General features: G+C 72.5%; 13 protein-coding genes and 1 tRNA gene. 6 read left to right on the top strand and 8 right to left on the bottom strand.

All coding sequences use genetic code 11. The annotated features are described in order from the left end of the window. Positions 1-25: 25 nt before the first annotated feature. The 6 genes from ACPPVT_RS04275 to ACPPVT_RS04250 all read left to right on the top strand — a co-directional run bounded on the left by ACPPVT_RS04275 (position 26) and on the right by ACPPVT_RS04250 (position 6939). Entirely contained in the window at positions 26-1657 is a 1632-nt protein-coding gene (locus ACPPVT_RS04275) for a dolichyl-phosphate-mannose--protein mannosyltransferase (RefSeq protein WP_426565791.1), read from the top strand. A gap of 13 nt (positions 1658-1670) precedes the next feature. Beyond that, positions 1671-2954: a glycoside hydrolase family 15 gene (locus tag ACPPVT_RS04270; protein ID WP_426565790.1), complete on the top strand. Its 1284-nt coding sequence runs from the start codon at positions 1671-1673 to the stop codon at positions 2952-2954. 100 nt (positions 2955-3054) lie between these two features. After that, on the top strand, positions 3055-3405 hold the full coding sequence (locus ACPPVT_RS04265; RefSeq protein ID WP_426565789.1) for a YciI family protein: 351 nt from the start codon (positions 3055-3057) through the stop codon (positions 3403-3405). A 6-nt stretch (positions 3406-3411) separates the two neighbouring features. After that, a complete protein-coding gene (locus tag ACPPVT_RS04260) occupies positions 3412-4647 on the top strand; it encodes an RNA polymerase sigma factor (protein WP_426565788.1) in 1236 nt (411 codons plus the stop codon). A 50-nt stretch (positions 4648-4697) separates the two neighbouring features. Then, entirely contained in the window at positions 4698-5357 is a 660-nt protein-coding gene (locus tag ACPPVT_RS04255) for an alpha-ketoglutarate-dependent dioxygenase AlkB (protein WP_426565787.1), read from the top strand. A gap of 130 nt (positions 5358-5487) precedes the next feature. Then, on the top strand, positions 5488-6939 hold the full coding sequence (locus tag ACPPVT_RS04250) for a DUF222 domain-containing protein (RefSeq protein ID WP_426565786.1): 1452 nt from the start codon (positions 5488-5490) through the stop codon (positions 6937-6939). A 23-nt stretch (positions 6940-6962) separates the two neighbouring features. Here ACPPVT_RS04250 and ACPPVT_RS04245 read toward each other — a convergent pair whose 3' ends face one another. The 8 genes from ACPPVT_RS04245 to galU all read right to left on the bottom strand — a co-directional run bounded on the left by ACPPVT_RS04245 (position 6963) and on the right by galU (position 12751). Beyond that, positions 6963-7811 carry an aldo/keto reductase gene (locus tag ACPPVT_RS04245; RefSeq protein WP_426565785.1) on the bottom strand — a complete coding sequence of 283 codons (849 nt, stop codon included), beginning with the start codon at positions 7809-7811 and terminating at the stop codon, positions 6963-6965. A gap of 102 nt (positions 7812-7913) precedes the next feature. Continuing rightward, positions 7914-7986 (bottom strand) — tRNA-Ala (locus ACPPVT_RS04240). 76 nt (positions 7987-8062) lie between these two features. Beyond that, the gene (locus ACPPVT_RS04235; protein WP_426565784.1) at positions 8063-8935 is read right to left on the bottom strand and encodes a hypothetical protein; all 873 of its coding nucleotides are present in this window, start codon (positions 8933-8935) and stop codon (positions 8063-8065) included. 91 nt (positions 8936-9026) lie between these two features. Beyond that, positions 9027-9626 carry a GNAT family N-acetyltransferase gene (locus ACPPVT_RS04230; RefSeq protein ID WP_426565783.1) on the bottom strand — a complete coding sequence of 200 codons (600 nt, stop codon included), beginning with the start codon at positions 9624-9626 and terminating at the stop codon, positions 9027-9029. A 13-nt stretch (positions 9627-9639) separates the two neighbouring features. After that, positions 9640-10116: a MogA/MoaB family molybdenum cofactor biosynthesis protein gene (locus ACPPVT_RS04225; protein WP_426567048.1), complete on the bottom strand. Its 477-nt coding sequence runs from the start codon at positions 10114-10116 to the stop codon at positions 9640-9642. Further along, entirely contained in the window at positions 10107-10550 is a 444-nt protein-coding gene (moaC, locus tag ACPPVT_RS04220; protein WP_426567047.1) for a cyclic pyranopterin monophosphate synthase MoaC, read from the bottom strand. Before moaC ends, ACPPVT_RS04225 begins: the two co-directional genes overlap by 10 nt. 50 nt (positions 10551-10600) lie before the next feature. Continuing rightward, positions 10601-11827, bottom strand: coding sequence for a gephyrin-like molybdotransferase Glp (gene glp, locus ACPPVT_RS04215; protein WP_426565781.1), 1227 nt, complete (start codon positions 11825-11827; stop codon positions 10601-10603). Positions 11828-11857: 30 nt separating this feature from the next. Then, positions 11858-12751 (bottom strand): UTP--glucose-1-phosphate uridylyltransferase GalU, encoded by an 894-nt coding sequence (galU, locus tag ACPPVT_RS04210; protein ID WP_426565779.1) that lies wholly within the window; start codon positions 12749-12751, stop codon positions 11858-11860. Positions 12752-12784 lie beyond the last annotated feature (33 nt).

The following is a 12784-nucleotide window of genomic DNA, read 5'->3' as shown; positions in this document are numbered from 1 at the left end:
CCTACGGCTTGCCTACGATGGCGCAGTGACCACCGTCGTGACCCAGCCCACCCCTGCCGTGGAGCGGCTGCGCACCCACCTGCTCGGGTTCCGCCCGACCTCGGCGATGTGGGGGTGGCTCGGGCCGCTGGCGATCACCGCCGTGGGCGGGTTCCTGCGGTTCTGGCACCTCGGCCGGCCGCACCAGCTGATCTTCGACGAGACGTACTACGTCAAGCAGGGCACGTCGTACCTGGACTACGGCTACGAGCGCTCGGTCGACCCGAGCTTCAGCGGCTCACCGGACCAGGCCTTCACCCACGGCACCACCAGCGTGTGGGGTCCGGCCGCGGACTTCGTGGTGCACCCACCGGTCGGCAAGTGGATGATCGCGGCCGGCGAGTGGATCTTCGGGCAGGACAGCTCGTTCGGCTGGCGGTTCGCGGTGGCCGTGTGCGGCACCCTGTCGATCCTGATGACCGCGCGGATCGGCCGGCGGCTGTTCGGCTCGACGCTGCTGGGTTGCGTGGCCGGACTGCTGATCGCGTTCGACGGGCACCACTTCGTGCACAGCCGCACCGGCCTGCTCGACCTGCTGGTGATGTTCTGGGCGCTGGCCGCGTTCGGCCTGCTGTTGATCGACCGCGACCACACCCGGGAACGACTGGCGCTCGCGGTGGCCCGCGCCCGGGTCAGCGGCGCGCGGGGTCGGGACGGCGATCAGCGGCCGGACGGCGAACCGCGCACGAGCGCGCGCCTGGCCGGGTTCGGTCCCGGGCTGGGTTGGCGGCCCTGGCGGCTGCTGGCCGCGGTCTGCCTCGGGCTGTGCTGCGGCACCAAGTGGTCCGGCGTGTACTTCCTGGCCGTCTTCGGTCTGATGACCGTGCTGTGGGACGTCGGCGCCCGCCGCGCCGCCGGGATCCAGCGCTGGTTCGCCGGCGGCGCGCTGCGCGACGGCCTGCCGGCGTTCCTGACCGTGGTGCCGATCGCGCTGGTCACGTACGTCGCGTCCTGGTCCGGTTGGTTCGCCACCAAGGGCGGCTGGGACCGCGAGTGGGGGGCAGCCCACCCGAGCAACAGCTTCGTGCCGGACGCGCTGCGCGGGCTGTGGCACTACCACCAGGAGATGTATCACTTTCACGTCACGCTCTTCAGTGACCACCCCTACAAGACGAATCCATGGTCGTGGATGATCCAGGGGCGGCCGACGTCGTTCTTCTACGAGTCCAAGACGAAGGGCCAGGAGGGCTGCCTCGTCGCCCAGTGCAGCAAGGCGATCACCTCGATCGGCACGCCCACCCTGTGGTGGGGCGGTGCGGCCGCCGTCTTCGTGCTGCTGGCCATGTGGGCGCTGCGCCGCGACTGGCGGGCCGGCGCCGTGCTGGCTGGGCTGACCGCGGGGTACCTGCCCTGGTTCGCCTTCCAGCACCGCACGATCTACTCCTTCTATGCGATCGCGTTCGTGCCCTGGATGGTGCTCGGTGTGACGTACGTGATCGGGCTCGTGCTGGGACCACCCACCGCCGGCCCGACGCGCCGGTTGGTCGGCGGCATCGTCAGCGGGGCGTACGTGGTGGTCTGCGTGATGCTGTTCTTCTTCTTCTGGCCGGTGCTGACAGCCCAGGTCATCCCGTACGCCCAGTGGGCGGCGCGCATGTGGTTCCCGAGCTGGATCTGAGAGGGCGAACCTGATGACGGGGGCGCAGCTCACGGCAGGCGGGGGTCGGCGCCGCCGTCACCCGCGACGTCTGGTGATCGCCGTCGTGCTGCTTTCGCTGTCCGCCTCGGTGCTCTGGCAGGCGCTGGCACCCGGACGCGCGGAGTCCTTCGCGCCGCTGCTGACCGCGCCGTCGTGGCGGGTCGTCAAGGACACCGGCAGCGGCCAGCACGCCCGCGGGCCGCTCGCCGAGGACCGCTGGGTGGCCTCGGGCTCCGACCCGGGAGTCGGCAGCCGATGGGCTCAGATGTCGCACTGGGCGCTGGTCGACCTGAACCAGCTGTCCGGCGCCAACGGCTCGCTCGCCGCGGGCGCGGCACGGCACTGGAGCTACACCTGGCCGCGGGACACCGCGTTCGCGGCCGCCGCGCTGGCCCAGACGGGCCACCGCGACCAGGCCTGGCAGATGATCACCTTCTTGCGCGAGGTGCAGGCGCCGGACGGCGGCTTCGAGGCCCGGTACAAGCCGGACGGCTCCGGCCCGCCGGACGACCGCCAGCGTCAGACCGATGGCGCGGGCTGGGCCCTGTGGGGCGCGGCCCAGGTCTCCTCCGCCACGCCGGACCCGATGGCCCGCTGGTACGCGCTGAACGCCCAGCGCGAAATGGTCAACCGGGCGGCCAGCTACCTGATGCGGCTGACCGACCAGGGCCGGATGCTGCCGCCGCCCAGCCCGGACTACTGGGAGGTGCCGACCACCCGGGTCACCCTGGGATCGGCCGCCCCGGTGCTGATCGGACTCCGCTCGGCCGCTCAGATCTACGGCGAGCTGGGGATGGCCGACGCGCAGGAGTCGCTGTCCGCCGCCGCCGATCGCTACCAGGGCGTCGTCTACAGCCAGTTCGCCCGCCGCGGCTTCCAGCGGTACGTCAACGGCGGTGGCGTCGACGCGGCCATCACGTTCCTGATGCCGCCGTTCGTCGCGCACCCCCGCGCGGACGTCGTGCAGGCCTGGCGGCGCTACCAGTTCCAGGCCGAGCGACCGGCCGGCGGGCTCGCACCGGGCACGGCCTGGCGCGAGGACGGCGTCTCGTGGACCCCTGAGGTCGGGCTGGTGGCGCTGAACGCCGCGGCCTACGGCGACCAGACGCGCGCCGAGCACTGGCTGGACTGGCTGGACTGGCACCGGGTGCCCTGGGGAAGCCTGCCTGAGAAGGTTCTCGGGGACGGCTCGGCGGCCGGTCCGGCGCCACTGGCCTGGACGTCGTCCACGGTCCTGCTCGCCGTCCACGCGCTGCGGGTGCCGGCGGCCGGGTAGGCCGATTTCCTCTCGGGTGTCGATCTGGCGGGTCGCCGTTCGTGTAGGAGGTGAGCGGCGGCCTTGTGGTGGTCGCGCCGACCTACGAAGGAGGCTCGAGATGAAGCAGTACCTGCTCAGCGTGTACCAGCCCGAGGGCCCGATGCCCGACCAGGAGTTCCTGGACCAGATCCAGCGCAACCTCGACGAGCTGAACGCCGAGATGCGGGCCGCGGGTGCCTGGGTGTTCAGCGGCGGCCTGCACTCCCCCAGCACGGCCACTGTCCTGCGCGCCAAGGACGACGAGGTGCTGACCACCGACGGCCCGTTCCTGGAGGGCAAGGAGTACCTGGGCGGCTTCACCATCGTGAACGCGCCCGACCTGGATGCCGCGCTGGAGTGGGGCCGCCGGCTGACCCTGGCGACCACGCTGCCGATCGAGGTGCGTCCCTTCTACTGGCAGCAGGGCTGAGCCGGCGTGGTCGGGCAGCCGGTGCCGGCGACGGTGGACGCGGCCGAGGTCGGACGGGTGTTCCGCGCCGAGTACGGCCGGGCGGTCGCCGTACTGGTTCGCGTCTTCGGTGACATCGACGTCGCCGAGGACGCGGTCCAGGAGGCCTTCGCGGTCGCCGTCGAGCGCTGGCCGGTGGACGGCCTGCCACCGAGCCCGGCCGGGTGGATCCTCACCACGGCCCGCCGGCGGGCGATCGACCGGCTGCGCCGGGAGTCCTCGCGGGCCGACCGGCACGCCCAGGCTGCCCTGCTGCACGCCGCCGTGGAAGCGTCTCAGGAGGGTGCAGTGCGCGACGACCGGCTCCGCCTGATCTTCACCTGCTGCCACCCGGCGCTGTCCCGGCCCGCGCAGGTGGCGCTGACCTTGCGGCTGCTGGGTGGGCTGAGCACCGCGGAGGTGGCTCACGCCTTCCTGGTGCCGGAGTCCACGATGGCGCAGCGGCTGGTTCGGGCCAAGGCCAAGATCCGGGACGCCGGCATCCCCTACCGGGTGCCCCGCGACGCCGACCTGCCGGACCGCCTGCGCTCGGTGCTGGCGGTGGTGTACCTGGTCTTCAACGAGGGCTACACCGCGAGCGCCGGGCCGGACCTGGGGCGCGAGGACCTGGCTGCCGAGGCGGTGCGCCTGGGCCGGCTCCTGGTCGAGCTGATGCCGGACGAACCCGAGGCGGTGGGCCTGCTGGCCCTGATGCTGTTGACCCGCTCGCGCGCGGGTGCGCGCACCGGACCGCGGGGCGCGCTGGTGCCGCTCGGCGAGCAGGACCGCTCGCGCTGGGACGCCGAGCTGGTGCGCGAGGGCCAGGCGCTGGTGCGCCAGTGCCTGCGCCGGGACCAGCCGGGGCCGTACCAGCTGCAGGCGGCGATCAACGCGGTGCACAGCGACGCGGCGTCGGTCGCCGAGACGGACTGGCCCCAGGTCGTCGCGCTGTACGACCAGCTCATGACGCTGGCGCCGACCCCGGTGGTCGCGCTGCACCGAGCCGTGGCGGTGGCCGAGGTGCTGGGCCCGGACGCCGGGCTGGCGCTGGTCGACGGACTCGACCTGGACGGCTACTACCTGTTCCACGCGGTGCGCGCGGACCTGCTGCGCCGCAACGGTTCCCTGGACGAGGCGACGGCCGCCTACCGCGTCGCCGCCGGGCTCACCGACAACGTCGCCGAGCGCGAGTTCCTGCTGGGTCGGGTGAGCTCGACCCGGTAGCGGGGGTTGCCTTATAGAACATCTGTTCGATTCGGAGTACCGTGCTGGACATGACGGCCATCGCGATCGCAGCACTCCAGGGCTCCCTGCTGGACGTCGGCGACGAGCTCGCGCTGGGCTCGCTGACGGGTGTCCGGCGCACCACGCTCGGCGCCGGGGCCTGGGTCGACCTGTTGCCGGGATGGCTCAGCGGGTCGGACGAGCTGTTCGAGCACCTGGTGGCGCACGTGCCCTGGCACGGTGAACGGCGGCAGATGTACGAGCGGGTGGTCGACGTCCCCCGGCTGCTCAGCTACTACGGCGAGGGCGACCCATTGCCGCACGAGACCCTGACGCGGGCTCGCGCGGCACTCGATGCGCACTACGCGGACGAGCTCGGCGAGCGGTTCGTGACCGCCGGCCTGTGCCTGTACCGCGACGGGCGGGACAGCGTCGCCTGGCACGGTGACCGGTTCGGACGCGGCGCGACGCACGACACGATGGTGGCGATCCTGTCCGTCGGCTCGGCCCGGACGCTGGCGCTGCGGCCGGCCGGCGGTGGGGGCGGTGGCGATGGTCGAGGCGGGACGCAGCGGTTCCCGCTCGGCCACGGCGACCTGGTGGTGATGGGCGGCTCCTGCCAGCGCACCTGGGACCACGCGATCCCGAAGACCGCCAAGGCGGTTGGGCCGCGGATCAGCATCCAGTTCAGGCCGCTTGGCGTGAACTAGTCGTCCACGGCGCTCGTCCACGGCGCTCATCCACAGCACTGCTCGTCCACAGTTGTCGGCTCGAGTCCCACCGTCCACAGACCCGTTGCAGGACAGTCGGTCTGTCGGCGACAGCCGCTAGGTTTGACGCATGACGACAACCGCGGGCAGCTCACCGGACGCCGAGTCCGTGGCGCTCGCGCGCGCTGCTCGAGTGCTGCAACGCGTGTCGTCGAGCGAGCCGTGGCAAGAGTCGGACGACGGGCTGCGTGAGGCGATCGTGGGACTCGAGATGCTCGCGCGACTCGCGGCCGCCCAGTCCGCCAAGTACCTGGCCGAGGTCGCCGCCCGCGGGCTACCGGGAAGGCACGGCCATGCCCGTCTCTCGCACTGGCTGCGAAGTGCTGCCCCCGGGATCGGGCGGGGTCAGGCAGCTGCGCAGGCGCGCCGGGCCGAGGCGCTGTATCGGGAGCCGATCAGTGCCGACCTCGGGCCGACCCGGGAGGCGATGCTGGCGGGTGAGGTTCGCCCAGAGCAGGTCGACGTCTTGGTGAGCACGGTCGAGGCGCTGTCCCCGCCCGTGGTGCCCGCGGAGGCGATCGACGCCGAGACGCGAGCCGAGGCGCAGGCGTTCCTGCTCCGCGAGGCCACGGTCTTCGACGCCTCGCAGCTGCGGCGGCTCGCCACGCACGTTCGGCTGCGCCTCGATCCGGACGCGGACGACCGGTTGCGTGAGGACGAGCAGGCCCGCGATCGGGCCCGCTGCCTGACCTTGGTGACCGAGTCCTCCGGCATGGTTCACCTGGCTGGGTCGCTGACTCCGGAGTGCGGTGCCGCGCTGTCCACCGCCATCGACGCGTGGTCGGCGCCCCAACCCGCGGCCGACGGCACCCTCGACTCCCGCTCCGCTGCTCAACGTCGGCACGACGCGCTCCAGCTGGTCGCGCAGGGCGTCATCACCGAGCCCGACCTCCTGCCGACCACGCACGGCAGCCCGTACCGAGTGGTCGTCACCGTGCCACACGAAACTCTGGCCGCGGCTCTTGAGTCCCGTGAGGCAGGTGCCGGCCCAGCCACGGCCCCCGCGCTGCTACCGGACGGCACCGCGCTCTCAGCGTTGAGCCTCGAGGTGCGTTCGTGCGACGCCGAGGTTGTGCCCGTCCTGGTCGACGCAGTGGGCAACCCGCTCGACGTGGGCGACGCGCAGTACGCCTTCCCCACCCGCCAGCGGACCGCGATCACGGTGCGGGACAGGGGCTGCACCTACCCCGGCTGCGGGGCGCCGGCGCCGTGGTGTGACGTGCATCACATCGTCCCGTTCAGCCGGGGCGGGCCGACGTCCGTCCGGAACGGGACGCTCCTGTGCGGCAGGCACCATCGACACGTGCACGCCCTTGCCAGATCCGCCGCTCCGATGACGGCTGCCCTGGTGGACGGGCAGGTCGTGTGGGGCACAGGTTCACCCGTGAACGGCGCCGGTGGTTCGGGCTCAGGCTCGGGTTCGGGCTCAGGCTCGGGGTCAGGCGACGAGCCGGCGATGACGCGCGCCCACCGAGCCGTCGACGGGCTTGTCCGGCGCTGGTTGAGCAGGTTGCGTTGCTAGGCGGCGCCGGCTGCTGCTGGGGGCTAGTCCGGGATGTAGTCGAACTCGTCGGGGTTCGGTCCGGTCCTTCCGTCCTCGCCGCGGTCCAGCCCACTGATCGCGGTCATCTGGGCATCGTCCAGCTCGAAGTCGAAGAGCGCGAAGTTCTCCTCGACCCGGGCCGGCGTGACCGACTTCGGGAAGATCACGTCGCCGCGCTGGATGTGCCAGCGAAGCACCACCTGCGCCGGCGTCCGCCCCACTGCGGCCGCGATCTCGGTGACGACCGCGTCATCCAGCACCCCACCCTGGGCGATCGGCGACCACGCCTCGGTGACGATCTGGTGCTCGTGCCCGTACCCGCGGACGGCCTCGTTGGTCGTGTACGGGTGCACCTCGATCTGGTTGACGGCCGGCACCACGTCGGTCTCCGCGACCAGCCGCTCCAGGTGCGCGACCTGGAAGTTCGACACCCCGATCGACCGGGCGCGACCGTCGGCCGCGAGCTCCTGCAGCACGTTCCAGGTCGACACGAAGTCCCCGTCGTACCGAGTCGGCAGCGGCCAGTGGATCAGGAACAGGTCCACGTAGTCCGAGTCCAGCGCCTGCAGCGTGCGGTCGAACTCGCGACGCGCGTCGTCCGGGCGGTGATAGCCGTTGTTCAGCTTGCTGGTGATCCAGACCTCGCCGCGGTCGATCCCGCTCTCCCGCACGGCCTGGCCGACGCCCCGCTCGTTGCCGTACATCTGCGCCGTGTCGATGTGCCGGTAGCCGACGTCCAGCGCGGTGCGGGTGGCGCGCGCGGTCTCGTCCGGCGGAACCTGGAACACCCCGAAACCAAGCTGCGGGATGGCTCGGCCGTCGTTCAGCGTGATCGTGGGGACGTTGCTCACCGGTGGCACTCCTTCGGGGCTCGCGGTTCGCCCGCACGTCATGCGGGCGTCTTGACGATCCTCGCGGACGCCGAGGCGGCGCGCATCCGGGGCGTTCATGGGTGGAGCTGAGGGGACTCGAACCCCTGACCCCCTCGTTGCGAACGAGGTGCGCTACCAGCTGCGCCACAGCCCCTTGAACCGCGAACAAGATTAGCAGCCGACCAGGAGTGCTTCGGACCAACCCCGGTGCGGGGCCACGCCTTCGGCGGTCAGCCGTTCGCGGCGATCCGGCGCTCGAGGATCTCGTCGAGGTCGAAGCCGCCCGAGGCAGCCGGTGCTGCTACCGCGGCGGCTGGTGCGGCGGGCGCGACAGGTTCCTCGACGACAGCGGCGGGCTCGGCCAGGACCGGGCGGCGCGGAGCCGGCGCGGGTGCCTTCGGCTTCAGCGTGTAGGTCGGCGGGGGCACCGGGACGGGCTGCCAGCTGCCGTCGTCCACGACCGACTCGTCCGGCGCGTGGTCCGGGATCTCGGCCACCACCGGGACGTGCGCCCTGGTCCGGTTCGCGGCGACGACCTGGCCGACCACGTCGCGCCGAGACTGGCGACGAGCCTGCGAGGCAGAGCGGAGCTCCTGACGGCTGAGCCGACGCTGCTGCTCGCGGCGACGACGCACCGTGTGCCGCAGGTAGGCCAGGTTCGCGATCAGCGCCGCGGTGACGGCGAGGCCCGCCACCCAGCTCATCGCGGTCAGCGGCACCAGCACCCAGACGACCGGCGTGGCCACCAGCAGACCGAGCAGCAGCAGCCCCCGGACCGGCGTCGGACGCTTCCGCGCCGCCGGCTGCGGCTGCGGCTGCGGCTGCGGCTGCGGCTCGAGCGGCCTTGACACCGCGGGGGCGCGCTTCACGGTGACATCGGACGCCGGGCGGCTGGCCGGGGCGACGACGTAGGACCGCGGGTTCGGTCGCGACAGCGGAACGGCCCGCACGGCGGGACGACGCTCGAGCACCCGCATCGCGGCCGAGAACCGGTCGACGGAGCGGACGGTCGCGAGGTGGTCGCGGCGACGGACCCAGTGGCCCAGCAGGTATGCAGCCCAGATGGCCACGATGACCACGAAGATCAGGCTGCTGGGGTCCACGGTCACAGACGGTAGGCGTGCATTGACAAGTGTTCACGCAGGCGGCTCGGTGTGTCGCGGATGAGACCCGTGTGGTTTCTGTGACGAGGGCTCATTCACCCGGTGAGCGGACGCCGTGCCAGTGCCCCAGCATCCCGCCCGGCCCGAGCTCCTCGCGGGTGATCGCGAACGTCCGGTGGTCCCGCCAGGCACCGTCGATGTGCAGGTACTTCAGCCGCACCCCCTCGTCCCGGAAGCCGAGCTTGGCGACCACCCGCAGGCTCGCCGCGTTCTCCGGACGGACATTGACCTCCATCCGGTGCAGTCCCAGCGTGAGCAGGCAGTGGTCGGTCGCCAGCGCGACCGCGGTCGGGGTGATCCCACGACCGGCCACGTGCTCAGAGATCCAGTAGCCCAGGTTCGCCGAGCACAGCGACCCCCAGCCGATCCCGCTGACCGACAGCTGACCGACCATCTCGCGTTCGTAGGTGATCGCGAACGGCAGCCCGCGGCCCGCGCGGGCCTCGCGGTTCAGCGCCCGCACCAGCTGCGGGTACTGCATGGCGGGAGCACCCGGGTCCGGCGGGGTCGCCTCCCACGGCTCCAGCCAGCGCCGGTTGGCCGTCCGCAGCTCGCGCCAGCGCGCGCCGTCGCGCAGCCGCAGCTGGCGCAGCCCGACCGGTCCGTCGGTCAACGTCACCGGCCAGGTCATGGGTGGCCGCCCATCAGTGGTCACCACCGCGGATCTGTTCGACCGCGTGCACGAGCACCGGCGACAGCACTGCCAGCCCGTCCCGGCAGCCGCCGGTCGACCCGGGCAGGTTCACCACCAGAGTCCGCCCGGCTACCCCGGCCAGACCCTGAGACAACATCGCCGCGGGAACCCCCTGTGCCACACCGAAGGCACGGATGGCCTCGGCGATCCCCGGCGCCGGACGGTCCAGCACCCGTGCGGTCATCTGTGCCGTCTGGTCGCCCGGGGTCAGTCCTGTCCCCCCGGTCGTCAGCACGACGTCCACGTCCTGGTCGACGGCGGCCCGCAGCGCCTGCTCGACCGGCTCACCGTCCGGGACCACGACCGGCTCGGCCACCTCGAAACCCAGCTCGCGCAGGCCGTCCACCAGGATCGGGCCGCCCCGGTCGGCGTACACGCCGGCTGCCGCCCGGTTGGACGCAGTGATCACCACCGCCCTCACGGCGATCCCTCACCCGGCTCGACCCAGTCCCCCGACCGGCCACCGGACTTCGCGGTCACCCGGACGTCGGTGATCCGCGCGTGCTTGTCCACGGCCTTGACCATGTCGACCAGAGCCAGCGCGGCCACGCTCACGCAGGTCAGCGCCTCCATCTCGATGCCGGTGCGGTCGGCGGTGCGCACCGTCGCCGAGATCTCCACCCCGTCGTCGAGCACCTCGAGGTCGACCACCGCCCCGTGCACCGCGACGGGGTGCGCGAGCGGCACCAGCATCGGGGTCAGCTTCACCGCCTGCAGCCCGGCGATCCGGGCAACCGCAAGGGCGTCGCCCTTGGGCACGGCACCCTCGCGCAGCGCCGCCACGGCTGCAGCGGACAGCAGCACCCGGCCGCGGGCGGACGCCTGCCGCGCGGTGACGGCCTTCGCCGAGACGTCGACCATCCGAGCCGCACCACGCTCGTCGACGTGGGGCAGCCGCTCCGGCTGCTCGCTCACCGGGACCGCCGGTCCAGCACCAGGCAGCGCACCTGGTCGCCCTCCGCCACCCGGGTCACGGCCTCCGGCACCACGACCAGCGCGCTGGCCCGGGCCAACCCGCCGAGCACGTACGACCCCTGCGCACCGGCCAGCCGGACGACCCGCTCGCCGTCGTCGGTGGTCCCCAGCTCAGCCCGCGCCAGCTGCAGCTTGCCGGCTGGAGAGGACCACGACTCCAGCGCGGTCGCCGTCTCGCTGCGCCGGAACAGCCCGCGGTGGCCGGCCATCTTGCGGATCGCCGGCCGGACGAACATCTCGAACGAGACGTACGCGCTGGCCGGGTTGCCCGGCAAGGTGAAGATCGGGGTGCCGTCCGGTCCGACCGTGCCGAACCCCTGCGGCATTCCCGGCTGCATCGCGACCTTGCCGAACCACACCGTGCCCAGGCCGCGCAGCACCTCCTTGACCGTGTCGTAGGCGCCGGCGCTGACGCCACCCGTGGTGACGACCAGATCGGCCCGGACCAGCTGGTCGGTCAACGTCTGCAGGAACGCACCCGCCTCGTCACGCACCACGCCCACTCGATACGGCCGCGCACCGGCGTCGATCGCGGCGGCCGTGAGCATGACGCCGTTGCTGTCCACAACCTGACCGAAGGCCGGGGCGACCCCCGGGTCGACGAGCTCGCTGCCAGTGGACAGCACCACCACCCGCGGCTGCGCGTGCACCCGCACCCGGGCCCGCCCGACCGCGGCGAGCAGCGCCAGCTGGGCCGGGCCGAGCAGCGTGCCCGCAGTGAGCACGACGTCGCCGCACCGGACGTCGGACCCGGCCACCCGCACGTGCTGGCCGTTCTCCGCAGCTGCGGTGAGCCGCACGGTGTGCACGCCGCCGTCGCTGTCCTCGACCGGGACGACGGCCTGCGCCCCAGCCGGAACGGGCGCACCGGTCATGATCCGCATGGTCTGCCCGGAGGGGAGCTGCTGCAGCCGGGTCGAGCCCGCCGCGATGTCGCCGACCACCGGCAGCTCGACCGGCGTGGTCGCGCTGGCACCCGACACGTCGGCCACCGTCACCGCGTAGCCGTCCATCGCCGAGTTGTCGAAGCCCGGCAGGTCCAGCGGGCTGACCACGTCCTCGGTGAGCACGCAGTCCTGCGCCTCGAGCAGGGCCAGGTCGATCGGGTCCAGTGCCTGGACGCCGTCGAGGCAGCGCGCCAGGTGGTCCTCGACCCCGATCACGACACGGTCCGCATCACTACACAGCGCCGATCACGTGCGGGACCGCAGCCACTCGGCGAACTCCTTGCCGAACTCCGGGTGTCCCTCGGCCAGCTGGACGACCGCCTGCAGGTAGCTCAGCCGGTCGCCGGTGTCGTAGCGACGTCCACGGAACACCACGCCGTGCACCCCGCCGCCGTCCTCGGCCGGCATACCGGCTAGCTCCTGGAGCGCGTCGGTCAGCTGGATCTCGCCACCGCGGCCAGGACCGGTCCGGCGCAGCACCTCGAAGACCGCGGGGTCGAGCACGTAGCGGCCGATCAGCGCGAGGTTGCTCGGCGCCTCCTGCGGCGCCGGCTTCTCCACCAGCCCGGTCACCCGGACGACGTCCGAGCCCTGGTCGGCCGGGTCGACCGCGGCGCAGCCGTACAGCTGGACCTGGTCCGCCGGGACCTCCAGCAGCGCGATCACGCTGCCCCCGTGCTCGGCGCGGACCTCGAGCATCGTCTCGAGCAGCGTGTCCCGCGCGTCGATCAGGTCGTCGCCGAGCAGCACGGCGAACGCCTCGTCACCGACGTGCCGGGCAGCGCAGAGCACCGCGTGGCCCAGACCCTTCGGGTCGCCCTGGCGCACGTAGTGCACGTCGGCCAGCACGGCCGCGTCCCGCACCCGCTCGAGCCGGAACTCGTCGCCCTTGGCCTCCAGCGCCTGCTCGAGCTCCCAGCTGCGGTCGAAGTGGTCCTCCAGTGCACCCTTGTTGCGTCCGGTAACCATCAGCACATCCGACAGACCGGCACTGACCGCCTCCTCCACCACGTACTGGATGGCCGGCTTGTCGACGACCGGCAGCATCTCCTTCGGGATCGCCTTGGTGGCGGGCAGGAACCTCGTACCGAGACCGGCAACCGGGATCACGGCCTTGCTGACTCGGCGTCCATCGCTCATGCGGGCCAGGCTATCGGCCGGGTCCGTATGGGG

The organism is Angustibacter sp. McL0619, assembly GCF_049994355.1.
In the GTDB taxonomy this organism is placed as follows: Bacteria; Actinomycetota; Actinomycetes; order Actinomycetales; family Angustibacteraceae; genus Angustibacter.
The sequence above is the reverse complement of the archived record's forward strand: the minus strand, read 5'-3'. Positions and strand labels throughout refer to the sequence as shown.